We start from the raw sequence: 24,476 nt of genomic DNA on the forward strand, positions 1-24,476 counted from the left end.
CTGAGCCGAACTACGAGAAACCTGAGCCGAACTACAGTGGCCCGGTGACCTCACCGCTCCCGGACCAACCCACGGCCCAACCATCGATCGGTGAGCCCGCGGTGTCGACCGAGCCCGCCATGTCGGTGCGAGGGCTCACCAAGCAGTTCGACGACGCGGTCGTGGTGGACGACCTGAGCCTCGACATCCCGGTCGGCTCCTTCTACGGGATGGTCGGACCCAACGGCGCCGGCAAGACGACCACCCTGTCGATGGCGACCGGCCTGCTGCGACCGACCGCCGGCCAGGTGCTCATCCTCGGCACCGACGTGTGGGCCGATCCGCCGGCCGCGAAGGCGAAGATCGGGGTGCTGGCCGACGGGCTGAGCACCTTTGACCGGCTGTCGGGGGAGGAACTGCTGCACTACGTGGGGCTGATCCGCGGGATGTCCGCCGAGGAGGTCGCTCCCCGCGCCACCGAACTGCTGGCCGCGCTCGACCTGTCCGAGTCGGCGAGCAAGCTGGTCGCCGACTACTCCGCCGGCATGACGAAGAAGATCCTGCTGGCCTCCGCGCTGATCCACGCCCCCAGGCTGTTGATCCTCGACGAGCCGTTGGAGGCCGTCGACCCGGTGTCGGGCCAGGTCATCCGGCAGATCCTGCGCAACTACGTCGCCGGTGGCGGCACCGTGATCATGTCGAGCCACGTGATGGAGCTCGTCGAGGGCCTGTGCGACCACGTCGCGATCATCCACCAGGGGCGGGTTCGGGCCAGCGGACCCGTCGCCGAGGTCCGCGACGGCATGTCGCTGGTCGACCGGTTCATCGATCTGGTCGGCGGTGCCGAGCTGGCCGAGGGGAGCCTGGGATGGTTGCGCTCCTGACCCGACTGAAGTGGCGGCTCTGGCGTGGCAGCTACCAGCAGGACAAGAGGCGCCTGATCGGCCCGATCATCGGTGTCGCGTACGCCCTGTTCGCGATGGTCGGTGCCGCTGTCGGCCTGTTCGCCTCAGCCCTGTTCCTGCCGACGATGACGATGCCGCTGTTGGTGGCCGTCGGTGCGGTGCTGGTGCTGATGTGGACGATCATCCCGATCTTCACGTTCGGGATCGACGACACCCTCGCCGCCTCGAAGTTCGCCATCTATCCGTTGCGGGCCAAGGATCTGCAGCCGGGGCTGTTCGCCGCCGCGTTCATCTCCATCCCGATCGCGTGCACCGCGCTCGGCGTGTTGGTGATGATCATCGTCGGTGAGCTGGCACTGTTCCGCGCCGCGGCCGCCGACGGCGGGATCGGTGCCGCCACCGTCATCGGTGCGATCCTGCTGCCGGTGCTGTACGCCGTCGGGCTGGCACTGTGCGTCCTGCTCCCCCGCGCGATCGTCACCGCCACCACCATCGGCGGCGTCTCGCGGCGGCGTCGGGAGGTTGCCGGCATCGGCTTCTTCGTCGTCTTCATCGGCGGCATGTACGGGCTGCAGATCGCGTTCACCGCCGAGGCCGAACGGCTGGCCCGGCTCGACCCGATGCAGATCATGGACCGGGTCGGGACGATCGCGGGCTGGACCCCGCTCGGTGCACCGTTCGCGGTGCCCTACGACGTCGCCACCGGTTCCTGGCTGAGCGCGGTGGCCCGGCTGGCGATCACGGCCCTGCTGGTGGTCGGCGCCTGGCTGGTCTGGCGGGTGGCGCTGGACCGGACGCTGATCACGGGCGCCCTCGACTCGCAGAGCACCGGCGGCCACGAGCTCAAGGGATCCTTCATCCCCCGGTTCTTCCCGACCAACGCCCTCGGTGCGGTCGCCGGCCGGTCGTTGCGCTACTGGCGCCGTGACCAGCGCTACCTGATGACGGTGATCATGATGCCGATCATGTCGGTGCTGTTCATCGCGTTGAGTGTCGTCCAGGACGTCCCGTTCATGGCGCTGATGGGTCCGTGCATGATGGCCTGGGCGGCGATTCCGCTGATGAACGACTTCGGCTACGACGGCCCGGCCAGCTGGGTCAACTTCACCGCCGGGCTCGACGCCCGGACCAATCTGATGGGCCGCGCACTGGCGGTGCTGACGTTCATGGTGCCGCTGATCGTCGTCTTCGCGATCAGCGGGATGATCATCGTCGGCCACCCGGAGTGGATCTGGCCGCTGCTCGGTGGCGCCCTCGGGTTGACGCTGTGCTCGGTCGGGACGGCTGCCGTGCTGTCGACGCTGCTGCCGTACCGGGTCAACAGTCCCGGCACCTCAAGCTTCAAGTCCAGCAGTGGGTCCGGTGCCAGCGCCTTCCTCAACGTGTTGGTCGGCATGTTCGGCATCACCATCCCGATCATCCCGGCCGCGGTGGTCTACGTGCTCGGCATCGTGGTGTGGCCGTGGCTGTTGTGGCTGGCACCCCTCGTCGCGCTGCTCAGCGGAGCGATCGTCCTCGCCCTCGGTTGGCACCACGGCACCAAGCTGCTGACCCGGCGCGAGCCCGAGATCTTCGCCACCGTCCGCCAGTGGGCGAACTGATCAGCTGAGCACGAGCTGCGCGTACGGCCCGAGCCGGACATCGTCGCCACCGACCTCGGCGTCACCGTGGGCGTACAGCACGGTTTCGGCGTCGGTACCCGGCAGCGGGGCGACCACCTCGGTGTCGGTGAAGTTGATCATGACGTGCAGCCGTCCGACGTCGAGCCGGAACCAGCCCGCCTGGGCGTCGGCGATCGCGTCGGTCGCCGGGAACCGGGGGTCGGTGAACTCGGTGTGGGATCGGCGCAACGCCAGCAGGTCCTTGTGGTGTTGCAACATCGCCGCGTGTCCGTCGCCCGACAGCTCCGACCAGTCGAGCTTCGAGGAGGTGAAGGTCGCCGGGTCCTGCGGGTCCGGCACCGACGCCGGGTCCCAGTCCATCCGGGTGAACTCGGCGAGCCGCCCCTCGGCGGTCTGCCGGCCCAACTCCGGCTCGGGGTGTGAGGTGAAGAACGCCCACGGGGTCGCCGCACCCCACTCCTCCCCCATGAACAGCATCGGCGTGTACGGGGTGAGCAGGCACAGCGTCGCGGCGATCGCCAGCTGCCCGGGCGCCAGCCGCGACGACGGTCGGGAACCGTCGGCCCGGTTGCCGACCTGGTCGTGGTTGGCGGTGCACACCACCAGCCGGGACCGCGGCGTGGTGTGGCGCTCGATCGGCCTGCCGTGCCGGCGCCCGCGGAAGGTGGACACCCCACCGTCGTGGAAGAAGCCGTCGCCCACCACCTTCACCAAGGCGTCGAGCCCGGCGAAGTCGGCGAACCAGCCGGTGGTGTCACCGGTCAGGTTGGTGATCACCGCATGGTGGAAGTCGTCACTCCACTGCGCGGTGAGCCCGTACCCGCCGGCCTCCGGCGAGGTGATCAACCGCGGGTCGTTCAGGTCGGACTCGGCGATCAGCGACAGCGGGCGACCGAGGTGTGCCGACAGCGCGTCCACCTCGACCGCGAGCTCCTCGAGCAGGTGGACGGCGGTGTGGTCGACCAGCGCGTGCACCGCGTCGAGCCGGAGCCCGTCGACGTGCATGTCACGCAGCCACATCACCGCGTTGTCGACGATGTGGGCCCGCACCTGGTCCGAGTCCGGGCCGTCCAGGTTGAGGTGTGCCCCCCAGGTGCTGTGGCCCGCGTCGGTCAGGTACGGCCCGAACAGCGGCAGGTAGTTCCCGCTCGGCCCGAGGTGGTTGTGCACCACGTCCTGGATCACCCCGAGGCCCCGCTGGTGGCAGGCGTCGACGAACCGCTGGTACGCCGCCGGCCCACCGTAGGTGTGGTGGACGGCGTACCACAGCACCCCGTCGTACCCCCAGTTGTGGGTGCCGTTGAACGCGTTGACCGGCAGCAGTTCGACGAAGTCGACGCCCAGGTCGACCAGGTGGTCGAGCCGCTCGATCGCCGAGTCGAGGGTGCCGGCGGGGGTGAAGGTGCCGATGTGGAGTTCGTAGATCACGCCACCGGCCAGCTGCCGTCCGGTCCAGCCCCCGTCTCCCCACGCGTGGGCGGCCGGGTCGAAGGTCCGCGACCACCCGTGGACGCCGTCGGGCTGCCACCTCGACCGCGGGTCGGGTCGTACGGTCTCGTCGTCGTCGAGCAGGTAGCCGTAGTCGACCTCGGCCGGGTACCGGGCGGCGATCGCCGGCGCGAGCCGGAACCAGCCGCCCGCCCCCGGGGTCAGGTCGTGGACGTCAGTACCGACCGCCAGCCGGACCCGGCGGGCGTGCGGCGCCCACACCTCGAACCGATCCGGAACGGTCCTCATCGAATCGTCTCCTCGTTCGCCAGGGTGCAGTTCACCATCACCGGCTCGTTGACCAGCCCGATGCCGAACCGGTCGGCCACCCCGGCGCGGATCTCGCGGGCCAGCCCGAGCAGGTCGGCGGTCCGGGCGCCACCGCGGTTGGTGAGCGCCAGGGTGTGCTTGGTCGACAGTGACACCGGAGCCGTCGGGTCAGCCGCCGGTCGGTGGCCCTTGTCGAACCCGGCGTGCTGGATCAGCCAGGCGGCACTGGTCTTGACCAGGTTGCCATCGGGATACCGGGGCGCCTCGGGTGGCAGCAGCCGGTCGGCGTCGGCGGCCGACAGCACCGGGTTGGTGAAGAACGACCCGGCACTCCACGTGTCGTGGTCGGCGGGGTCGAGCACCATCCCCTTGCCCCGCCGCAGGGCCAGCACGGCGTCGCGGACGGCCCGTGCCTCGACCCGCTCGCCGACCTCGACGCCGAGGGTGCGGGCCAGCTCCGGGTAGCGGATCGGCGCCGACAGCGTGGCCCCGGAGAACTGGAAGGTGACGTCGAGCACCACCCAGTGATCGGGGTCGTCCTTGAACCGGGAGCTGCGGTAGCCGAAGCCGCAGTCGGCCATGGCGAAGGTGGTGATCCGGTTCTCGCGTCGGTCCCAGGTGCGGACCCGCGCGATGACCTGGGCGACCTCTGCCCCGTACGCCCCGACGTTCTGGATCGGTGTCGCGCCGACCAGGCCGGGGATGCCCGACAGCGCCTCGATGCCGGCCAATTCCCGTTCGAGGGTGAACACCACCAGGTCGTCCCAGACCTCGCCGGCGGCGACGTTGACCTCCGCCCCGGTCCAGGCGCAGCTGGCCGGGTCGGACCCGATCCCCCGGGTCCGGACCGCGACGACGGTGCCGTCGAAGCCGTCGTCGCCGACCACCAGGTTGGAGCCGCCGCCGAGCACCAGCACCGGCTCGCCCCGGGCGTCGGCCTCGCTGACCGCCTCGATCACCTGGTCGGTGGTGGTGGCCTCCACCCACCGGGCCGCCGGACCACCGAGCCGCAGCGTGGTGTGGTCGGCCAGCAGCTCAGCCACGACGAATGACCATCCGGGCCGCGCCCAGCACCTTCTCCGCACCGCACCGGGCGTCCAGCAGCACCGTGACGGTGTCGTCGGTGACCTCGCTGACGGTGCCGGTGACGACCAGCTCGACCCCGTCGTGGGTGTCGGGGACGACGACCGGCCGGGCGAAGCGGGCCTGGTAACCGAGGATGTCGTCGGTGCCGCCGAGCCAGTCGGTGACCACGCGCGCGGCGACACCCATCGTGAACATGCCGTGGGCGATCACGCCCGGCAGCCCCATCGAGGTGGCCACGTGGTCGGAGTGGTGGATCGGGTTGAAGTCGCCCGAGGCGCCGGCGTAGCGAACCAGGTCGGTCCGGGTGACCCGCTGGGTCAGGGCGGGCAGGACCGTCCCCTTCTCGACCACGCCCTGCTCGAGAGGGCCACTCATGATGCGTCCGGCTCGGTCTCGGGGGTGTGCAGGAACAGCGCCGACGCGGTCGCGACGTGCTCGCCGTCGACGGTGTCGACGGAGGCGACCGAGGTGATCATGTCGACCCCGCCGCGCTGCACCACCCGGTCGATCCGGAGGGTGGCGGTGACCACGTCACCGATCCGCAGCGGCCGCTCCCAGCTGAACTTCTGGTCGCCGTGGACGATCCGGTGGAGCGCCAGGCCGAGCTCCGGGTCGTCGAACATGGCCTGCCAGGCGTCGCCCAGCACCACCATCGCGAACGTCGGCGGGACCCGGTGGACGTCGCGTTCGCCGAGAGCGGTGGTGAACTCGGCCACCTTGACCGCGGTGATCTCGTACGGGGCGGTGGGCGGGTACTCCCGGCCAGTGTGTTCAGGCGTGATCGGCACCGGTCAAGGCTACCCGGGACGCACATCGGCCCGCCGAGGATGTCCTCGGCGGGCCGTGATGCTGGTGGAGCAGGGCTCAGCGGGTCTCGCGGTGCGGGGTGTGCGAGCGGCACTTGAAGCAGAACTTCTTCAGCTCCAAGCGGTCCGGCGTGTTGCGACGGTTCTTGCGCGTGATGTAGTTGCGCTCCTTGCACTCGGTGCATGCGAGCGTGATCTTCGGCCGTACCTCTGCTGCCCTGGCCATGTCTGTGGTGTCCCGTCTGTGGTGTGGTGCTACTTCGTGTCGCCGGTGTGGTAGCGGGGGCGGGATTCGAACCCGCGACCTCACGATTATGAGTCGTGCGCTCTCACCAACTGAGCTACCCCGCCGCGTGGGCCGGAGCCCTGAGCCCCCATGCGGAATCGAACCGCAGACCTTCTCCTTACCATGGAGACGCTCTGCCTACTGAGCTATAGGGGCACGCACCACCGAGCCTCGGCGGCACCGAGGGACAAATGTACACGCCGCCGACCGGCTTGCGCCAATCGGGCGACCACGACCTCGGCGCCGGCAGACCGGGCCCACGTCCGGACGCACTGGGGTGTCTCGACAAGCTCGAGGGGCGTCGATGGGGGACGCCCTGATCAGGCGAGGAGTTCCTGGGCCACGCCGAGCAGATCGTGCGTTCGTTGCGCAGCGGCGACGCGGTCGGCGGATCACATCGACGCTGCGATCGCGACGCTGGTGCCGAGCGAAGCGCTCAGCGCGGGTCGGAATCGCGCCACTCCTGCACATCGGCATCGGTGATCGCCATTCCGGGGACGGCCTCGATCCGCGGGAACCCGTCAACGATGGACACCACTCGGCTGGCGCGATCCACCGACCGCTCCGGGGACTCCGTGATTGCCTCGTGGAGGCGTTGATTGAAGGCGGCGATCGACTCCCCATCGTCGGGCGCGATCGGCTTACCCACCACCATCCTCACGTCGTGTCGCGGACGTCGGGGTCCGTGCTGTTGGGGCGGCCAGGCCTGCCAGGTTCCGCTGATTCGGACCGGCAGGACGGTGAGGCTGCCCCTGGTGGCGAGGATCGCCGCACCGGGGCTGAGGCCGCCACGACTGCCGCCCCCGTTTCGCGACCGCGTTCCCTCCGGGAAGATCAACACCGATGTGCCCTGGTCAAGTAGGTGACCGGTCAGGCCACGGGGTGCCGCCGCTGGCTTGCCGGGCCGTTCGACGGGGAAAGCGTTGAACAGTAGCCGCGGTGCAAGCGGCCGGCGTTTGCGCTGGAAGAAGTGATCTGCCGCGGCCGCGGTAGCGAGGTTCTTGGTGATCTTGGTGGGGAGGTAGCCATGGATCAGGACCGCGTCCCAGTGCGAGCTGTGGTTGGCGATCACGATGATGGGCTGGTCCAGACCGGTGCAGTTGGCCAGGCCAGTGACGCGAATCCGCAGGAACCATCGACTGACCGGCTTCAGGACGGTCCAGCGCAGCATCATACGGACGGCTGCCATGGGGCGGCTGCGGATGAGCGCCTCCCAAGACCTAGCCACGGGAGACCCGCCGCGCCACGGCGATCATGGATCGGAGCGCGGCCAGCGCCGCCGCTTTGTCCCCCGATGACGTGGCCCAGACCAGGCCGGCAGCGACGACAACGTCGATCGCGATCCGGCTGGCCAACTCGGCCTGGGGCGGCTCGACGTCTGGCATGAGCTCGGCGACCCAGGGCTGGTAGGTCTCGGCCCACGCGGTGACGTTGTTCCAGGCTTGGTTGCGTAGTTCCGGGGTGGTCGCCGTCAGCCGGACGACCCGGAACGCTTCATCCAACAGTTCTGTGGACGCTTGCTCCACCCACTGCGCGGCCGTGGCTTCGACGGCGTCCAGCAGCGACCCGCCAGGCCGGGCAACGGCCGCGAAGGCTTCACCAAGACGTTGCGGCGTCCCCAGGTCGTCGCCCAGGCGTAGGACGAGGCCGTGTTTGGTGCCGAAATGGCGGTAGACCGTCATGGGGTCGACCCCGGCCGATGCAGCCACCTGGGCAACGGTGACGTTGGCGTAGCCCTCGGTCTCGAAGAGCGACAGTGCGACACGACGAATCGCTGCATGCGTCGCGCGGGCAGACGGTGCACTCGACTCAGGCATTCACCCATGTTAGTCACTCGCACGCCTCGAGGGCCAGCGACCACGGCCTGACACGACGAAAGCCCCGTCGGCAAGCGATCTGGCTTGCCAACGGGGCCTCCCCCGACTGTGGCAGGTGTTGGATTCGAACCAACGTAGGCTGAGCCGACGGATTTACAGTCCGTTCCCTTTGGCCGCTCGGGCAACCTGCCGTCATACATCGCCGGCCACGTGGACCGACGCGAAGAGCACCTTAGCAAGGGTGGGCGGCTGCGGACCAATCGGTAAGGCCCTACTCGCTGGGCCGGATCACGTTCCTGCCGTACGGTGTGCCCGGGGGTGGCGACGACATGGGTAACGTCGGGGCCACCGGGGGGTGGCGACGACGCGGCAAGGAGAGCAGACATGGCCTCGGAGAATTCCTTCGACGTGGTGAGCAAGTTCGACAAGCAGGAGGTCGACAACGCCTTGAACCAGGCGGCCAAGGAGGTGCGGCAGCGGTTCGACTTCAAGAACACCGGGGCCACCATCGACTGGTCCGGGGAACTGATCGAGCTGGAGGCCAGCACCGAGGAGCGGGTCAAGGCCGTGCTGGACGTGTTCCAGTCCAAGCTCGTCCGCCGTGGCATCAGCCTGAAGGCGTTCGACCCGGGCGAACCACGCAGCTCGGGCAAGGTGTGGAAGATCACCGGCTCGATGGTCGAGGGCATCTCGACGGAGAACGCCAAGAAGATCGCCAAGCTGGTCCGCGACGAAGGACCCAAGGGCGTCAAGGCGCAGATCCAGGGTGACGAACTGCGAATCTCGTCGAAGAAGCGGGACGACCTGCAGGCGGTGCAGAAGTTGATCACCGACGCGGACTACGACTTCGCGGTGCAGTTCACCAACTACCGCTGACGTGCTGCGACTCGCCACGTTCAACGTGAACGGGATCCGGGCGGCCATCCGTCGCGGCTTGGCCACCTGGTTGACGACCAGCAGGCCCGACATCCTTGCCCTGCAAGAGGTTCGCTGCCCGGTCGACGCCCTGCCCGAGGACGCGTTCGGGGGCTACCGGGCTGCCTACCACCCCGGCGACCTGCCCGGTCGCAACGGTGTCGCCGTGCTGACCCGGACCGAACCGGAGGCGATCCGGCTGGGCACCGGCAGCCGAGAGTTCGACCATGAGGGCCGCTACGTCGAGGTCGACCTACCCGGCCTGACGGTCGGTTCGCTGTACCTGCCCAAGGGTGGCACCCCGTACGGCGACGAGGCGCTGGTCGCCAAGTACGAACGGAAGTTGCGGTTCTGCCGCCACTTCGCCCGGTACCTGACGACCGCACGACGGAGGGCCGCCCGGGAGGGCCGGGAGTTCTGCGTGATGGGCGACTGGAACATCGCGCCGACCGCGCAGGACGTGGCGAACGCGCGCACCAAGCACCGCTCCGAGGGCTTCCTGCCCGCCGAACGGGAGTGGATCGACGCCGTGATCGGCCCGCGCCGACTGGTCGACGTGGTCCGACACCTGCGACCCGACGAACAAGGTCCCTACTCGTGGTGGTCGTGGCGCGGCCGCTCCTGGGACTCCGACGCCGGCTGGCGGATCGACCTCCAGCTGGCCACCCCTCGACTCGCTGCGGCAGCTCGGTGTGGAGGCACCGACCGGTCCCCCTCGTACGACCGACGGATCAGCGACCATGCACCCGTGGTCGTGGACTATGAATGGGAATCAACATGATCAACTTCCAACCCCGCCCCGGACACGGCGACCAGGTCCTGTTCGCCCACGATCGGGCCACCGGCCGGATCCGGCTCAACCGGCCGGAGGTGATCAACGCGCTGAACCGTGACATGGTGCTGGCCATCACCGGCCAGCTGAACGACTGGGCGACCGACGACTCGGTGGCCAACGTGGTGATCGACGGTGCGGGAGACCGCGGCCTGTGTGCCGGCGGCGACATCAAGGCCTTGCACAGCGCGATCGTCACCGGGGACCGCGAACCCCTCGGCTTCTGGGCCGACGAGTACGCGATGAACGCCGCACTGGCCAACTACCGCAAGCCGACGGTCGCGTTGATGGACGGCATCGTGATGGGTGGCGGGGTCGGCATCTCCGCGTACGCGTCGATGCGGGTGCTCACCGACCGGTCGGCGGTGGCGATGCCCGAGACCGGGATCGGCTTCTTCCCCGACGTCGGCGTCCGGTTCCTGCTGGCCCGGGCGCCGGGCGAACTCGGCACCCACCTGGCGCTGACCGGCACCACGGTCGGCGCCGGGGATGCGATCGCCGCCGGACTCGGCGACGTCGTCGCCGACGCGAGCGAGATCGCCGACCTGCTGGAGCACCTGGCCGAGGGCGGTTCGCTGAAGGTCCGCACCGGACACGTCCCCGACGCCCCGTCGGCACAGAGCCCATGGCTGGCCGACTGCTACGCCGGTGACGACGCGGGGGCCATCGTGGCCGCGCTCGCCGCCCACTCCGACCCGGCCGCCCACCGGGCCGCCGACGAGATCCGGCAGCGGAGCCCGCTGGCGGTCGCGGTCACCCTGGCCGGGCTGCGCCGGGCCGCCACCATGACCCTGGTCGAGGTGCTCGACTCCGACGCCCACCTGGCCGAACACTTCGCCGGCTCCCCCGACTTCGTCGAGGGCGTCCGGGCGCAGCTGATCGACAAGGACCGCCAGCCGCGATGGCAGCACGCCTCGGTCGACGACGTCACCCCCGACGAGGTCGAGGCGTTCTTCCGCGTCCCGGTACGGATCTGACCTGATCATGGAACTGGCCTGATCATGGAACTCGTCCGGCGGATGCGCGGCTTCGGCACCACCATCTTCGCGGAGATGTCGGAGCGGGCCACCCGCGCCGACGCGATCAACCTCGGTCAGGGGTTCCCCGACACCGACGGTCCGCCGGAGGTGTTGGCGGCCGCGGTCGCCGCGATCAACGCCGGTGCCAACCAGTATCCGCCGGGTCGTGGTGTCCCGGAGCTCCGGGAAGCCGTGGCCGAGCACCAGTTCCGCCACTACGGGCTCACCCACGACCCGGCGACCGAGGTGTTGGTCACCGTCGGCGCGACCGAGGCGATCGCGGCGAGCCTGCTCGCGCTGTGCGAGCCCGGGGACGAGGTGATCGCCCTCGAGCCCACGTACGACTCGTACGCCGCCACGATCGCCCTGGCCGGCGGGGTGCTGGTGCCGGTCCGACTGCAACATCCCGACCATCGGCTCGACCTCGCCGCCCTACGGGCCGCCGTCACCGACCGGACCCGGCTGTTGTTGATCAACTCACCGCACAACCCGACCGGCCGGGTGCTGGACGCCGACGAGCTGGCCGGGATTGCTGCGGTGGCAGCAGAACACGACCTGCTGGTGGTGTCGGACGAGGTGTACGAGCACCTCACCTTCGACGACCACCGACACGTCCCGATCGCCACCCTGCCGGGGATGGCGGCCCGGACGATCACCATCTCCTCGGGCGGCAAGACCTTCTCCACCACCGGCTGGAAGGTCGGCTGGGCGTGCGGACCGGCGGAGTTGATCACCGCGGTGACCACCACCAAGCAGTTCCTGAGCTACACCCACGCCGCCCCGTTCCAGCTCGGGATCGCCACCGGGCTTGGCCTTCGCGACGATCGGCTGGCCGAGATCCGCGACCGGCTGCAGGCCGGTCGTGACCTGTTGCTGGCTGGCCTGGCCGGCGCCGGGCTGACCGCCCGCCCCAGCCAGGGCACCTACTTCCTCACCGTCGACATCGCCGAGATCGGTGAGACCGACTCGTTGGCGTTCTGCCGCGCCTTGCCGGAACGGTGCGGGGTGGCCGCGATCCCGAGTCAGGTGTTCTACGGCGACCCCACCGGGGTGGAGACGTTGGTGCGGTTCGCGTTCTGCAAGCGGCCCGAGGTACTGGCCGCCGGCGCCGAGCGACTGGCCCGGTTGGCACGGCCGTAGGGTGTCGCAGATGACGCACCCACATCTGGATCCACGCCAGCCCCGACACGATGAGAGCCCGGGCACCAACCCGCCGCTGCTGGCGTGGCTTCCCGAGCCCGACCAGACGCAGTTCCGCCTGGTGGTCTCACCCAACCCCGACCTGACGTCCCCCGTCCTCGACGTGACCACCACCGTCCCGATGTTCCTGCCGGAGCACGCCCTGACCCCCGGCCGCTACCACTGGAGCTGGTCCGCCGGTGACCGCCAGGCCGAGACCTTCACCTTCGACCTCACCGACGACGTCGTCGTGCTCGAGGTGCCGCCGGCCGCCGCATGGTTGTCCCGGATGTCGCCCAGCCACCCGCGGATCCACGTCCGCACCGAGGAGCTCCCGCAGCTGCGGGACCGGTTCGCCGACTCCCCACACCGGGAACAGGTCATCGCGTTGGCCGACGCCGCACTCGCCGAGCCGCACCACCTCGACGAACCGCCGTTCCTGCCCGACCGTGAGGTCGACGGCGACGAGGTCTGGTTCGCGGCCTGGCGCAAGGGGGTGTACGACACCCAGGGCTTCGCCCGCGGTGCCCAGCACCTGGCGCTGGCCCACCTCTTCACCGAGGACCGACGGTACGCCCGGGCCGCCTGCGAGCGGATGGATTCGTTGGCCCGTTGGGATCCGGAGGGTTCCACCGAGGTGCACGCCAACTCCGAGAACCACATGGCGACCATCTGGCACACCGCCAAGGTCACCGACTGGGTGTGGCACGAGTTCACCGACGAGGAACGTGCCCGCGTCGTCGACCACTACGCCCACCGGTGCCTGCTGCAGTTCCGTCAGCTCGCCGAGGAGGACGTGTACGGCGTCACCAACTTCGACTCCCACTCGGGACGCAAGATCGTGTTCCTGGCGTTGTGGGCGATCGTGCTCGCCGACGAGGTGCCGGCCGCCCGCGAGTGGCTGGACTGGCTGCGCCCGGTGCTCGCCGGCATCTGGCCGGTGTGGGCCGGCGACGACGGCGCCTGGGCCGAAGGGGTGTCGTACGCGGCCGCGTACGTGGAGATCATGTCGATGCTGGCGACCACGCTGAAGCACCAGGCCGAGGTCGACCTGTACCGCCGCCCGTTCTGGGCCGGTCACGGGCAGTGGCGTCGGTGGGCGTTCCCGCCGTACGCGGAGTGGATGGGCTTCGGCGACGGCACCGACGCCTCGAGTGCCCGCAACTCCAACGCCCACCTGGTCGAACTGATCGCCCGGGAGACCGGTGACGGCAGCGTGATGGCCTACCTGCAGCAGGTGCAGGAGCAGGTGCACCGCGAGCGGGGCGGCACCGAGGACCCGAGTGCCGAGCAGGTGCTGGTCTCGTTGATCACCGAGCTGCCCGAGCCGACGCGACCGACCGACGAGGTGGTGCGCCACTTCCCGTTCGCCGGGTGGGCCGCCGTCCGGTCCCACGTCGACGGCCCGGCCGGCGACGACGTCGCCGTGCTGTTCCGCAGCTCGCCGCTGGGATCGTGGAGCCACTCCCATGCCGACAACAACGACGTGGTGCTGCACGTGGCCGGCCAGGTGATGTTGATGCCGAGCGGCTACTACGACGGCTACGCGACCGACCACCACGCCCACTGGGTGTGGCACACCAAGGCCCACAACTGCGTGACCCTCTCCGACGGCGGACAGTTGATGCGCAGCCGCGCCTCCACCGGGTCGATCGCGAAGCCGTACGTGGACGACAACCTGGTCCATCTGCTCGGCGTCGCCGATGCGTCCTACCCGCAGGCCGACCGGTGCCGCCGCCACGTGATCACGTTCCGCGAGACCGGTGTGGTGCTGTTGCTCGACGACATGGTGCCGTTGGCCGAGAGTGACGTCGCGCTGCAGCACAACCTGCACTCCTACGCCGAGTTCGACCTCGACGACGCCGCCCGCCGGTTCACCCTGCAGCGGGGCCCTGCCACCGTGGTCGGCCAGGTGATGTGGCACCACACCGGCTTCTTCGAACGGTCGGCCGGCTGGTTCCCCGAGCCACTGCCGGAGCGTCGGGGCGATCAGCAGCACCACCTGCGGTTCTCCACCCCGCTGGGCCCGCGGGCGCTGGGCGTGCTGCTGGCGACCGGCACCGCCGACCGGGCTCCGGCCACGATCACCGCCGAGCAGGCCGACGGCCGGGAGTGGGCTCGCTTCGGCTCGGTCGAGGTGAGCACCCCGATCACCCCCGGCGACGAACTCGCGCGGATCACCGTCGGCGGACAGTCGTACACCGTCACACCCGACGGCCTGCACCGCGACTGAGGTGTACGATCGACGCACCGTCACACGGGGTGTCCTGCCGCACTGGTAGGGCTGAGATGAACGTCAGCGTTCGGACCCGACGACCTGAACTCGATCATGCGAGCGGAGGGATCGTGACGGTGTGTCGTACCACGGCACCCCTTGCGCTGGCTCGGAGACCTCCGATGACCACCACCATCACCACGCCCGGCGCCACCGGCACTCCCAGCACTCCCGGGACGACCGGGGCCAGTGCCCGCTGGCGGGAGAAGTACGACCACCTGTTCGAGGCCTTCTGGGAGCACCCGTTCCTGGCCGGCCTGCGCGACGGCACCCTCGCGCCGGAGAAGGTGCTGCACTACGTCGGCCAGGACCACCAGTACCTGACCGCGTTCATGCGGTGCTACGGCCTGGGTGCGGCCGCCTCGCCCGACCGTGACTGGATCGGGTTCTTCACCGACCAGACCAACTTCCTGCTGCACGACGAGACCCACCCCCACCACGTGATGTGCGATGCGGTGGGGGTGTCGTACGCCGAGGCGCAGGTGGAGCGGCTGGCACCGAGCGCGCAGGCCTACGTCAACCACATGATGGCGGCCGCGCACGACTCGTTGGGGGTGCTGATGGCGGCCCTGCTGCCGTGCCCGTGGACCTACATCTGGGCCGGCACCCGACTGCTGGCCGAGGCCCCGCCCGGCCCGGACAACCCGTTCGCCGGCTGGTGGGAGTTCTACGGTTCGCCGGACTGCCAGGGCCTGCTGGACGAGTTCTGCCGGCGGCTCGACGTGCTGGCCGCCGAGGCCGGTCCGGCCGAGCTGGCCCGGATGGAGGCCGCGTTCGAGCTGAGCTGTCACCACGAGACCCGCTTCTGGCAGATGGCGTGGAGCCGCGAGACCTGGTGAGGCGATCCGAGCCGTACGGCCCCGGGCCCGTTCTGGACGGGCCCGGGGCCGTCGGGAGGCCGAACTAGACTGGGCCGAGTTCGCGCGCACCCCGCCAGAGAGGCATTCCATCAACGTGGGCACAACCCAGTCACTCGATCGAGTGGTCATCCGATTCGCCGGCGACTCCGGCGACGGGATGCAGTTGACCGGCGACCGCTTCACCGCCGATTCCGCAACCTTCGGCAACGACATCTCGACCCTGCCGAACTTCCCGGCCGAGATCCGTGCCCCCCAGGGCACCCTGCCGGGCGTCTCGAGCTTCCAGGTCCACTTCGCCAACTACGACATCATGACCCCGGGCGACCGGCCCGATGTGCTGGTGGCGATGAACCCGGCAGCACTCAAGGCCAACATCGCCGACCTGCCGCGCGGTGGCGTGATCATCGCCGACGCGCACGAGTTCACCAAGCGCAACCTGACCAAGGTCGGTTACGACGCCGACCCGTTGACCGACGACAGCCTCGCCGACTACCAGGTCCACCCGCTGGACCTGACCGGCATGACGGTCGAGGCGGTCAAGGAGTTCGGCCTCAACCGCAAGGACGCCTCGCGGGCCAAGAACATGTTCGCGCTCGGCCTGCTGTCGTGGATGTACCACCGGCCCACCGAGGGTACGATCTCGTTCCTGGCGCAGAAGTTCGCCAAGGTCCCGGCGATCCGCGACGCCAACATCACCGCGTTCAAGACCGGCCACGCCTTCGGCGAGACGACCGAGGCGTTCGCGGTCACCTACGAGGTGGCGCCGGCCCCGATGCCGGCCGGCGACTACCGGCAGATCTCCGGCAACGCCGCACTGGCCCTCGGCCTGGTCGCCGCCTCGCAGAAGGCCCGCCTGCCGCTGTTCCTCGGCGCCTACCCGATCACCCCGGCCTCCGACGTGCTGCACGAGCTGAGCAAGCACAAGCGGTTCGGGGTCACCACCTTCCAGGCCGAGGACGAGATCGCCGCCGTCGGTGCCGCACTCGGCGCCAGCTTCGCCGGGCACCTCGGGGTCACCACCTCGTCCGGCCCCGGCATCGCGCTGAAGGCCGAGACCATCGGGCTGGCCGTGATGACCGAGCTGCCGCTGGTGATCTGCGACATCCAGCGCGCCGGACCGTCCACCGGGTTGCCGACCAAGACCGAGCAGTCCGACCTGCTGCAGGTGATGTTCGGCCGCAACGGCGAGGCGCCGATCCCGGTGCTGGCCGCCCAGTCGCCGTCCGACTGCTTCGCGACGGCGATCGAGGCCGTCCGGATCGCGATCAACTACCGGACCCCGGTGATGGTGCTGTCCGACGGCTACCTGGCGAACGGCGCCGAGCCGTGGCGGGTCCCCGACCTGTCCCGGATCGACCCGATCGACCCGGACTTCGCGACCGAGCCGAACGGCACCGACAAGAAGGGCAACCCGGTCTTCCACCCGTACGTGCGTGATCCGAAGACACTGGCCCGACCGTGGGCCATCCCCGGCACGGCGGGCCTGGAGCACCGGATCGGCGGCATCGAGAAGGACGCCGTCACCGGCAACGTGTCGTACGACCCGAACAACCACGAGGAGATGGTCCGGACCCGGCAGCAGAAGGTCGACGGCATCGCCGACGTGCTGCCCGAGCTGTCGGTCGACGACCCGACCGGCGACGCCCGGGTGCTGGTGCTCGGCTGGGGGTCGACGTACGGCCCGATCACCGCCGCGGTCCGCCGCGTCCGCAAGGAGGGGATGGCGGTCGCGCAGACCCACCTGCGTCACCTCAACCCGTTCCCCGCCAACCTCGGCGACGTCCTCCGTTCGTACGAGCGGGTGATCGTCCCCGAGATGAACCTGGGCCAGCTGGCGATGCTGCTGCGGGCCAAATACCTGGTCGACGTCCACAGCTACGCCCGGGTGCGTGGCCTGCCGATCTCGCTGAGCGAGTTGGCCCTCGACCTGCAGACCGAGATCGAATCGCTCCCCGCGAAGGAGGACGTGCGATGACACTCACCAACGACACCGGCACCAACACCGACGCCAACAGTGACACCGACAGGGGCTTCAACAGCCTGAAGGGTGTGCCGCTGTCGATCGAGCCGCTGAACCGCAAGGACTTCACCTCCGACCAGGAGGTCCGGTGGTGCCCCGGCTGTGGCGACTACGCCATCCTGGCCGCCTTCCTGGGCTTCATGCCCGAGCTCGGCATACGCCGCGAGAACTCGGTGATCATCTCCGGCATCGGCTGTGCCGCCCGGTTCCCGTACTACGTCGACAGCTACGGGATGCACTCGATCCACGGTCGTGCCCCGGCGATCGCGACCGGGGTCGCCACCGCCCGCCCCGACCTCGCGGTCTGGGTGGTGACCGGTGACGGTGACGCCCTGTCGATCGGTGGCAACCACCTGATCCACGCCCTGCGGCGCAACGTCAACATCACGATCCTGCTGTTCAACAACCAGATCTACGGGTTGACCAAGGGTCAGTACTCCCCCACCTCCGAGGCGGGCAAGGTGACCAAGTCCACCCCGATGGGTTCGGTCGACGCCCCGTTCAACCCGCTCGCCCTGGCGTTGGGTGCCGAGGCCAGCTTCGTGGCGCGCACCATCGACTCCGACCGCAAGCACCTGACCGAGGTGCTGAAGGAGGCGTCGCGTCACCGTGGGTCGTCGTTCGTCGAGATCTACCAGAACTGCCCGATCTTCAACGACGGTGCGTTCGACGAGTTGAAGGACTCCGAGACCTCCGCCGAGGCGGTGATCCGGTTGCAGCACGGTGAGCCGATCGTGTTCGGCAACGAGGGCCGGCTCGGGGTGCGACGTCACCCCGACACGGGCAGCCTCGAGGTCGTCGAGGTGGCCGAGGTCGGCCGCGACGCGCTGGTCGTCCATGACGCCCACGACCCCGACCCCTCGTACGCCTTCGCGCTCAGCCGGCTCAGCAAGCCGGGCGCGATGACCCGTTCCCCGATCGGGGTGCTGCGTCAGGTCGAGCGGCCCTCGTACGACGACCAGGTCCGCGACCAGCTCGCGACCGCCACCGGCGACTCCGAGCCGGACGAGGCGGAGCTGCAGCAACTGATCCTGGGCAATGACACCTGGACCGTCGCCGGATGACCGGAACCCCGTTCCGGGCCGAATGACCCGCCCCGGCGGGGTCGGCTACGCAGTCCTCGCGTACGGGTCCTGGGGCCTGGTCCCGCTGTTCTGGCCGTTGATCGGGCCGGTCCACAGCGTGGAGGTGCTGGCGCACCGCGTGGTCTGGTCGCTGGTGTTCGCCGTTGTCGGTTGGGGTGCCCTGGCGCTGTGGCGCCGCGGCATCCCTGACGCGGTGGGGCTGAAGTCGCTCCGGCGACCGCGGACCGTCCTGCTGCTGGTGTTGGCCTCGATCGCGATCTCGATCAACTGGGGCGTCTTCATCTTCGCGGTGCAGCAGGGCCGGATGGTGGAGACCGCGCTCGGCTACTACGTCAACCCGATCCTGTCGATCGTGCTGGGCGTGGTGGTGCTGTCGGAGCGGCTGCGCCGGTTGCAGTGGGTCGCGGTCGGGATCGCTGCCCTCGCCGTGGTCGTGCTGACCACCACGTACGGCCGGGTGCCGTGGATCTCGCTGACCCTGGCCGTCAGCTTCGGCTGTTACGGGCTGCTGAAGAAGCGGATCCGGTTGGGTGCGCTGACCTCGCTGCTGGTGGAGTCGGCGGTGCTGACCCCGGTGGCACTGGCATTCCTGGTGGTGCTGGCCCAGTGGCAGCCCCCGGCATTCGACCCGGTGGGCGACCCGCGGACGTCAATTCTGCTGGTCCTGGCGGGTTTGGTGACCCTGTTACCCTTGATATGGTTTTCCGCCGCCGCTGCACGGGTCCCACTGAGCCTGCTCGGGATGTTGCAGTACATCACACCCACCATGCAGTTTCTGGTGGGCGTTCTGATCCTCGCCGAGCCGATGCCCCCGGGTCGCTGGATCGGATTCGCCCTCGTGTGGTTGTCCCTCGTCATCTTGTCGGCTGACGGACTTCGTCGGTGGAAGGGGAACCGCAGGCCACCGGAGTGCGTCCCTCCGGAGGGTCTTGCTGCACGCCGTTGAACCGCGACGTCCGGTATCGTTCGGGCGTTGATGCCACCGGTCTGTCGGACGCAGCAGGACTCAACGACACGTTTGGATCGCCCCGCGGGGGCACACGATGGGAGACAACCATGAGCGGCAACTACCCGGGACAGCCGGGCGGCCCCGGCCCCAACTACGGTGGGCCTCCGCCCGGCCCGCAATTCGGTCCGTCATCCGGCCAGTCGGGTCCGCCCGGAGGATTCGAGGAGCCCCCGATGTCGTCCGGAAGCGCGAACCCGCCGGCCGGCCCCGGCTACGGTGGTCCGCCGGCTTCTGCGGCGAGCGCCTCGGGCCCCGGCTACCAGCAGCAGTACGGCATGAGCCCCACCACCCAGATGGGCCCCGGACCGGCGGGCAGCCAGATGGGCCCCGGCGTTCCGCCCGGCGCGCCGAAGAAGAAGTCGAACGGGCCGATGATCGCGTTGATCTCCTCGATCGCCGCCGTCGTGGTGATCGCCGCCATCGTGGCCGGCGTGGTGCTGAGCCGTGGCGCCGGCGGTTTCGGCGGCGGTGGCCCCACCGAAGCGGTGCAGGGCTACTTCGACGCCATCGTCGCCGGTGACGCCGAAGCCGCACTCGGCTACGCACAGGTCGACCCGACCGACAAGACGTTCCTCACCAACGAGGTGCTGACCAAGTCGAACGAGCTCGCCCCCATCACCAACGTGGTGGTCGCCGAGGTCGACGACGACTACATCTACGAGGTGCCGGTCAGCTTCACCATCGGTGAGCGCAACATCAACGCCAACATCCGCGTCGAGGAGATCGGCAACGACTGGAAGCTCCAGTCGGTCGCCGCCGAGGTCAACATCGAGTACCTGGGCATCAAGCCGACGATCAACGGGGTCGCCGCGACCGCCAATAAGGTCTTCCTGTTCCCGGGCACCTACCAGTTCTCGACCGGCAACGAGTACGTGACCTTCCCGGAGGGCAAGGACGTCATCACCGTCGACCAGCCGAGCCGGTTCTCCTCGTCCTCGATCAGCGAGATGCAGCCCACGCTGACCGAGGAGGGCAGTGCTGCGATGATCGCCGCCGCCAACAAGAGCCTCGACGCCTGCCTCGCCAAGAAGGAGCTCGCCCCCGAGGGCTGCCCCATCCAGGCGCGGCCGAACCTCGAGAACGGTGCCATCAAGCTGGACATGAACTCGTTGAAATTCACCAAGGAGGGTGACCAGTTCGCCGACGCCGAGCCGCGTCTGGAGCGGGAGAATCCGCTCACCGCGACCTTCCGGTACTACCCGAAGATCAAGTACTACGTCACGGGTACCAAGAACGGTAGTGGGGTCTACTTCGACGCTCGCCTCCGTACGACCGACACGAACATCGCGACGATGGACTTCTCCGGCGAGGAGCCGAAGTTCAGCTGGACCTCCTGATCCGCGTCAGTCCCTGACGTCCGACACCTGAATCGGTCACGTCCCCCGATAGATTGGGGGACGTGACCGATTCTCTTTCCACTCCCCGTGTCCAGGACGACCTGTTCCGCCACGTGAACGGCGCTTGGTTGGCCGATGCCGAGATCCCGTCCGACAAGCCGTCCGCCGGGGCCTTCGACGAGCTCCGCGACACCGCGGAGGAAGCCGTACGCGACATCATCACCAGTCTCGGGGATGACGCCGAGGGGCTGGCCGAGATCCAGATCCGCGACCTGTTCGCCAGTTTCTCCGACACCGACCGGATCGAGGCCCTGGGCACCGCGCCCCTGACCGAGCCGCTGGCCGCCGTCGACGCCGTCACCACCCCGGGTGAGCTGTTGCGGCTGACCGGCGAGCTCGGCCGCGACAGCGTGTCCGGGTTGATCGGCTTCGACTCCGAGTCCGACCCGGGCGAGCCGGGCCGGGTGCTGCTGTTCGTGGGCCAGGCCGGGCTCGGCCTGCCGGACGAGGAGTACTACCGCGAGGAGAAGTACGCGACGCTGCGTGACCAGTACGCCGAGCACATCGCCGCCTCGTTCCGGCTCGCCGAGCTTGCCGACGCCGACGCCCAGGCGGCCACCGTGCTGCGGCTGGAGACCGAGATCGCCTCGCACCACTGGGACAAGGTGCGTACCCGTGACATGCAGCAGATGTACAACCTGATGACCGACGCCGAGCTGCGCGAATCCGCCCCGGGGCTGGACTGGGACGCGTTCTGGACCGGCGCCCAACTGCCGGCGACGACGTACGCCGAGGTCGTCAACATGCAGCCGTCGTTCTTCACCGGGATCGGCGAGCTGTTGGTGCCCGAACGGCTCGACGACTGGAAGTCGTGGACCCGTTGGCGGATCGTGTCGTCGCTGTCGCCGTACCTGCCCGAAGCGTTCGTCGACGAGCGGTTCCGGTTCTACGGCACCATCTTGTCGGGGACGCCGAAGCTCAAGGAGCGGTGGAAGCGGGGCGTCGACCTGGTCGAGGGTGCCCTCGGCGAGGCGGTCGGCCAGGTGTACGTGGACCGCCACTTCTCGCCGAACGCCAAGGACCGGATGGACGAGCTGGTCGCCAACCTGATCGCCGCCTACCGGGAGTCGATCAGCCGGCTCGACTGGATGACCGATGCCACCCGGGAGAAGGCGCTCGACAAGCTGTCGAAGTTTCGCCCCAAGATCGGCTTCCCGGTGAAGTGGCGTGACTACTCCGAGCTGGTCATCGACCCGACCGACCTGATCGGGAACGTCCGGCGGGCCAACGCGTTCACCCTGGACTGGCGGATGTCCAAGATCGGGCAGCCGACCGATCTGGACGAGTGGCTGATGACCCCGCAGACGGTGAACGCGTACTACCACCCGCTGCGCAACGAGATCGTCTTCCCGGCCGCGATCCTGCAGCCGCCGTTCTTCGACGAGGACGCCGCGGACGCGGTGAACTACGGCGGCATCGGCGCGGTGATCGGGCACGAGATCGGTCACGGGTTCGACGACCAGGGCTCGACCTGTGACGGCGACGGTCGGCTGGTCAACTGGTGGACCGACGAGGACCGGGCCGCGTTCGAGTCCCGGACCGCCGCGCTGATCGAGCAGTACGGGGCACTCGAACCGGAGCAGACCCCGGGCCACCGGGTCAACGGTGAGCTCACGATCGGCGAGAACATCGGTGACCTGGGCGGGCTCGGGATCGCACTGAAGGCGTACAAGCTGCAGCGTGGTGACGCGGTCACCACCGACGAGCTGGACGAGCTGTTCCGCAGCTGGGCGACCATCTGGCGTTACAAGGCCCGCGACGAGCACACGCTGCGACGGCTCGCCACCGATCCGCACTCGCCGCCGGAGTTCCGCTGCAACCAGGTCGTACGCAACATCGACGACTTCCACACCACGTACGAGGTGGCCGAGGGCGACGAGCTCTGGCTCGCTCCGGAGGACCGGGTCACGATCTGGTGAGGTTACCGGCCGGTCAGGGTTGTTGGTCGACATGTTGTCGCCCACTGGTGCACCGTTCGTAACGTCGTTGTTGCCGTGGGCTGAGTGACTGGGACGTCCCCACAAGGAGCGTCCCCCATGATCAACAACCTTGACCGTCGCCACTTCCTCGGCCTGGCCGGTGCCGGCGCGGGCGTCGGGGCTGCCGTCGGCCTGCCCGCACTCATCGCGACGGCCGGTCCGTTCCGTGAGGACGTGTTCACCCTCGGCGTCGCCTCCGGCGACCCGCTGCCCGACAGCGTGGTGCTGTGGACCCGGTTGGCGCTCGACCCGGTGGCGGTCGACGGCCACGGTGGCATGCCCGACCGCAAGGTCCCGGTGCGGTGGGAGCTCGCGGCCGACGAGTCGTTCGGCCGGATCGTGCGGCGTGGGGTGGAGGTCGCGACGCCCGAGTGGGGTCACTCGGTGCACGTCGAGGTGTTCGGGCTGCAACCTGACCGCGAGTACTGGTACCGGTTCCAGGTCGGCGACCAGCGTTCACCGGTGGGTCGGACCCGGACCGCGCCGTTGCCCGGTGCCGAGTTGAACAGCCTCACCTTCGCCTACACCAGTTGCCAGAGCTATGTCGCCGGCCACTTCACCGCACTCGAGTACCTGGCGGCCGACGACCTGGACCTCGTCGTCCACCTGGGCGACTACATCTACGAGGGACGGGGCGCCGACACCATCGAGAACCGGTCGCACCTGCCGGCGCACGAGACGCAGTCGTTGGCCGACTACCGGATCCGGTACGGGCAGTACAAGTCGGACCCGGCGCTGCAGGCCGGCCACGCCGCGGCACCGTGGATCCTGGTCCCCGACGACCACGAGGTGGAGAACAACTACACGGGGGGCCTGTCGCAGCCCGACTCCGAGCCCGACCAGGACCCGGAGGTGTTCGCCAAGCGGCGCAGCGCCGCCTACCGGGCGAACTACGAGAACCTCCCGCTGCGCCGGGCGTCGATGCCGACCGCGGCCGGGGTGCAGTTCTACCGCCGGCTGCGGTTCGGCCGGCTCGCGGAGTTCTCGATGCTGGACTCGCGGCAGTACCGCGACGTCCACCTCGCGCAGTGCGTGAACGACTGTGAGGAACGCTGGGACCCGGACCGGCAGTACCTGGGGTCCGAGCAGGAGGCGTGGCTGTTCGACGGGCTCGTCGCGTCGACGGCGACCTGGAAGGTGCTGGGCAACCAGCAGATCAGCTTCGACGCCGACAGCGCTGCGGGCCCGGAGGAATCGTACTCGCTCGGCAACTGGATGGGTTTCGCCGCCGCCCGGCAACGGTTGTACGAGTTGATCGGGGGTGTCGACGACGTGGTGTTGATCACCGGTGACGCGCACAAGAACGCTGCCGCGAACCTGCACCTCGACTTCAACGACCTTCGCTCCCCCATCGTCGCGACGGAGTTCCTCGGCACGTCGGTCACCTCCGGTGGAAACGGTCGGGACCTGAGCGACAAGGGGCGGATCTGGCGCGCCGAGAGCCCCCACATCAAGTTCACCAACAGCCAGCGCGGCTACCAGCGGGTCCGGGTGACCCCGCAGACGTGGCAGGTCGAGTACCGCACGCTGCCGTACGTCGACCGTCCCGGCGCGCCGATCTCGACGCGCGCCGTGGCAACGGTGGAGGCCGGCCGGCCCGGCATCGCCGACCTCAGTCAGTGAGCCAGTAGTTCCCCATCACCCCTC

21 protein-coding genes, 3 tRNA genes and 1 riboswitch are annotated in these 24,476 nt (G+C 69.3%); of the genes, 14 read left to right on the forward strand and 10 right to left on the reverse strand.

Annotated elements, in window-relative coordinates:
• Positions 1 to 44: 44 nt before the first annotated feature.
• Both ACQBAU_RS15445 and ACQBAU_RS15450 read left to right on the forward strand, forming a co-directional pair.
• Positions 45 to 863 (forward strand): ABC transporter ATP-binding protein, encoded by an 819-nt coding sequence (locus tag ACQBAU_RS15445; RefSeq protein ID WP_434548166.1) that lies wholly within the window; start codon positions 45 to 47, stop codon positions 861 to 863.
• Positions 848 to 2,485: a hypothetical protein gene (locus ACQBAU_RS15450; RefSeq protein ID WP_465256125.1), complete on the forward strand. Its 1,638-nt coding sequence runs from the start codon at positions 848 to 850 to the stop codon at positions 2,483 to 2,485. The genes ACQBAU_RS15445 and ACQBAU_RS15450 overlap by 16 nt, the downstream gene beginning before the upstream one ends.
• Here ACQBAU_RS15450 and treZ read toward each other — a convergent pair whose 3' ends face one another.
• The 10 genes from treZ to ACQBAU_RS15500 form a co-directional block, all read right to left on the reverse strand.
• The gene (gene treZ / locus ACQBAU_RS15455) at positions 2,486 to 4,243 is read right to left on the reverse strand and encodes a malto-oligosyltrehalose trehalohydrolase (RefSeq protein ID WP_465256126.1); all 1,758 of its coding nucleotides are present in this window, start codon (positions 4,241 to 4,243) and stop codon (positions 2,486 to 2,488) included. It lies immediately after the preceding gene.
• The gene (locus ACQBAU_RS15460) at positions 4,240 to 5,307 is read right to left on the reverse strand and encodes a UDP-N-acetylmuramate dehydrogenase (protein ID WP_434548163.1); all 1,068 of its coding nucleotides are present in this window, start codon (positions 5,305 to 5,307) and stop codon (positions 4,240 to 4,242) included. Before ACQBAU_RS15460 ends, treZ begins: the two co-directional genes overlap by 4 nt.
• Entirely contained in the window at positions 5,300 to 5,725 is a 426-nt protein-coding gene (locus ACQBAU_RS15465) for a MaoC/PaaZ C-terminal domain-containing protein (RefSeq protein WP_465256127.1), read from the reverse strand. The genes ACQBAU_RS15460 and ACQBAU_RS15465 overlap by 8 nt, the downstream gene beginning before the upstream one ends.
• The gene (locus ACQBAU_RS15470; RefSeq protein ID WP_465256128.1) at positions 5,722 to 6,138 is read right to left on the reverse strand and encodes an FAS1-like dehydratase domain-containing protein; all 417 of its coding nucleotides are present in this window, start codon (positions 6,136 to 6,138) and stop codon (positions 5,722 to 5,724) included. Before ACQBAU_RS15470 ends, ACQBAU_RS15465 begins: the two co-directional genes overlap by 4 nt.
• 76 nt (positions 6,139 to 6,214) lie before the next feature.
• Positions 6,215 to 6,382 (reverse strand): 50S ribosomal protein L33, encoded by a 168-nt coding sequence (gene rpmG, locus ACQBAU_RS15475; RefSeq protein ID WP_434548160.1) that lies wholly within the window; start codon positions 6,380 to 6,382, stop codon positions 6,215 to 6,217.
• Between the two features lie 48 nt (positions 6,383 to 6,430).
• Positions 6,431 to 6,507, reverse strand: a tRNA-Met gene (locus tag ACQBAU_RS15480).
• A gap of 18 nt (positions 6,508 to 6,525) precedes the next feature.
• Positions 6,526 to 6,598 (reverse strand) — tRNA-Thr (locus tag ACQBAU_RS15485).
• A 280-nt stretch (positions 6,599 to 6,878) separates the two neighbouring features.
• Entirely contained in the window at positions 6,879 to 7,616 is a 738-nt protein-coding gene (locus ACQBAU_RS15490; protein WP_465259374.1) for a lysophospholipid acyltransferase family protein, read from the reverse strand.
• Between the two features lie 46 nt (positions 7,617 to 7,662).
• Positions 7,663 to 8,259 carry a TetR/AcrR family transcriptional regulator gene (locus tag ACQBAU_RS15495; protein ID WP_465256130.1) on the reverse strand — a complete coding sequence of 199 codons (597 nt, stop codon included), beginning with the start codon at positions 8,257 to 8,259 and terminating at the stop codon, positions 7,663 to 7,665.
• Positions 8,260 to 8,368: 109 nt separating this feature from the next.
• Positions 8,369 to 8,450: transfer RNA gene (locus tag ACQBAU_RS15500), tRNA-Tyr, on the reverse strand.
• A gap of 193 nt (positions 8,451 to 8,643) precedes the next feature.
• On the opposite strand from ACQBAU_RS15500, the gene ACQBAU_RS15505 reads away from it, so the two are divergent.
• The 12 genes from ACQBAU_RS15505 (at position 8,644) to ACQBAU_RS15560 (ending at position 24,452) form a co-directional block, all read left to right on the forward strand.
• Positions 8,644 to 9,135, forward strand: a complete 492-nt coding sequence (locus ACQBAU_RS15505) for a YajQ family cyclic di-GMP-binding protein (RefSeq protein WP_465256131.1) — start codon at positions 8,644 to 8,646, stop codon at positions 9,133 to 9,135.
• A gap of 4 nt (positions 9,136 to 9,139) precedes the next feature.
• Complete coding sequence (locus ACQBAU_RS15510; RefSeq protein WP_434548468.1) at positions 9,140 to 9,955, forward strand: exodeoxyribonuclease III; 816 nt, start codon at positions 9,140 to 9,142, stop codon at positions 9,953 to 9,955.
• Complete coding sequence (locus tag ACQBAU_RS15515; RefSeq protein ID WP_434548158.1) at positions 9,940 to 10,983, forward strand: 3-hydroxyisobutyryl-CoA hydrolase; 1,044 nt, start codon at positions 9,940 to 9,942, stop codon at positions 10,981 to 10,983. Before ACQBAU_RS15510 ends, ACQBAU_RS15515 begins: the two co-directional genes overlap by 16 nt.
• Before the next feature lie 24 nt (positions 10,984 to 11,007).
• Positions 11,008 to 12,165, forward strand: coding sequence for a pyridoxal phosphate-dependent aminotransferase (locus ACQBAU_RS15520; protein WP_465256132.1), 1,158 nt, complete (start codon positions 11,008 to 11,010; stop codon positions 12,163 to 12,165).
• Positions 12,166 to 12,175: 10 nt separating this feature from the next.
• Positions 12,176 to 14,437: a DUF4962 domain-containing protein gene (locus ACQBAU_RS15525; RefSeq protein ID WP_465256133.1), complete on the forward strand. Its 2,262-nt coding sequence runs from the start codon at positions 12,176 to 12,178 to the stop codon at positions 14,435 to 14,437.
• Positions 14,438 to 14,452: 15 nt separating this feature from the next.
• Positions 14,453 to 14,566: riboswitch (TPP riboswitch) on the forward strand.
• A gap of 35 nt (positions 14,567 to 14,601) precedes the next feature.
• Positions 14,602 to 15,318, forward strand: a complete 717-nt coding sequence (gene tenA, locus ACQBAU_RS15530; RefSeq protein ID WP_465256134.1) for a thiaminase II — start codon at positions 14,602 to 14,604, stop codon at positions 15,316 to 15,318.
• Between the two features lie 178 nt (positions 15,319 to 15,496).
• Positions 15,497 to 17,314 (forward strand): 2-oxoacid:acceptor oxidoreductase subunit alpha, encoded by a 1,818-nt coding sequence (locus ACQBAU_RS15535; RefSeq protein WP_434548467.1) that lies wholly within the window; start codon positions 15,497 to 15,499, stop codon positions 17,312 to 17,314.
• Positions 17,311 to 18,423 (forward strand): 2-oxoacid:ferredoxin oxidoreductase subunit beta, encoded by a 1,113-nt coding sequence (locus ACQBAU_RS15540; RefSeq protein WP_465256143.1) that lies wholly within the window; start codon positions 17,311 to 17,313, stop codon positions 18,421 to 18,423. Before ACQBAU_RS15535 ends, ACQBAU_RS15540 begins: the two co-directional genes overlap by 4 nt.
• Positions 18,424 to 18,445: 22 nt before the next feature.
• On the forward strand, positions 18,446 to 19,390 hold the full coding sequence (rarD, locus tag ACQBAU_RS15545; protein ID WP_465256144.1) for an EamA family transporter RarD: 945 nt from the start codon (positions 18,446 to 18,448) through the stop codon (positions 19,388 to 19,390).
• A gap of 236 nt (positions 19,391 to 19,626) precedes the next feature.
• Positions 19,627 to 20,790: a hypothetical protein gene (locus ACQBAU_RS15550; RefSeq protein WP_465256145.1), complete on the forward strand. Its 1,164-nt coding sequence runs from the start codon at positions 19,627 to 19,629 to the stop codon at positions 20,788 to 20,790.
• 62 nt (positions 20,791 to 20,852) lie between these two features.
• Positions 20,853 to 22,769 (forward strand): M13 family metallopeptidase, encoded by a 1,917-nt coding sequence (locus ACQBAU_RS15555; RefSeq protein ID WP_465256146.1) that lies wholly within the window; start codon positions 20,853 to 20,855, stop codon positions 22,767 to 22,769.
• Positions 22,770 to 22,886: 117 nt separating this feature from the next.
• On the forward strand, positions 22,887 to 24,452 hold the full coding sequence (locus ACQBAU_RS15560) for an alkaline phosphatase D family protein (RefSeq protein WP_465256147.1): 1,566 nt from the start codon (positions 22,887 to 22,889) through the stop codon (positions 24,450 to 24,452).
• Positions 24,453 to 24,476: the final 24 nt, after the last annotated feature.

Source organism: Carbonicoccus niuqiaonis (genome assembly GCF_050157065.1).
Taxonomy (GTDB): Bacteria; Actinomycetota; Actinomycetes; order Propionibacteriales; family Propionibacteriaceae; genus Avipropionibacterium.

Coding starts and splice junctions, on each gene's coding strand:
- ACQBAU_RS15540 (WP_465256143.1), top strand. CDS start 17,311: ATGACACTCACCAACGACACCGGCACCAACACCGACGCCAACAGTGAC.
- ACQBAU_RS15525 (WP_465256133.1), top strand. CDS start 12,176: ATGACGCACCCACATCTGGATCCACGCCAGCCCCGACACGATGAGAGC.
- ACQBAU_RS15535 (WP_434548467.1), top strand. CDS start 15,497: ATGCAGTTGACCGGCGACCGCTTCACCGCCGATTCCGCAACCTTCGGC.
- rarD (WP_465256144.1), top strand. CDS start 18,446: ATGACCCGCCCCGGCGGGGTCGGCTACGCAGTCCTCGCGTACGGGTCC.
- ACQBAU_RS15560 (WP_465256147.1), top strand. CDS start 22,887: ATGATCAACAACCTTGACCGTCGCCACTTCCTCGGCCTGGCCGGTGCC.
- ACQBAU_RS15515 (WP_434548158.1), top strand. CDS start 9,940: ATGGGAATCAACATGATCAACTTCCAACCCCGCCCCGGACACGGCGAC.
- ACQBAU_RS15495 (WP_465256130.1), bottom strand. CDS start 8,259: ATGCCTGAGTCGAGTGCACCGTCTGCCCGCGCGACGCATGCAGCGATT.
- tenA (WP_465256134.1), top strand. CDS start 14,602: ATGACCACCACCATCACCACGCCCGGCGCCACCGGCACTCCCAGCACT.
- ACQBAU_RS15520 (WP_465256132.1), top strand. CDS start 11,008: ATGGAACTCGTCCGGCGGATGCGCGGCTTCGGCACCACCATCTTCGCG.
- rpmG (WP_434548160.1), bottom strand. CDS start 6,382: ATGGCCAGGGCAGCAGAGGTACGGCCGAAGATCACGCTCGCATGCACC.
- ACQBAU_RS15450 (WP_465256125.1), top strand. CDS start 848: ATGGTTGCGCTCCTGACCCGACTGAAGTGGCGGCTCTGGCGTGGCAGC.
- ACQBAU_RS15490 (WP_465259374.1), bottom strand. CDS start 7,616: ATGATGCTGCGCTGGACCGTCCTGAAGCCGGTCAGTCGATGGTTCCTG.
- ACQBAU_RS15550 (WP_465256145.1), top strand. CDS start 19,627: ATGTCGTCCGGAAGCGCGAACCCGCCGGCCGGCCCCGGCTACGGTGGT.
- ACQBAU_RS15505 (WP_465256131.1), top strand. CDS start 8,644: ATGGCCTCGGAGAATTCCTTCGACGTGGTGAGCAAGTTCGACAAGCAG.
- treZ (WP_465256126.1), bottom strand. CDS start 4,243: ATGAGGACCGTTCCGGATCGGTTCGAGGTGTGGGCGCCGCACGCCCGC.
- ACQBAU_RS15465 (WP_465256127.1), bottom strand. CDS start 5,725: ATGAGTGGCCCTCTCGAGCAGGGCGTGGTCGAGAAGGGGACGGTCCTG.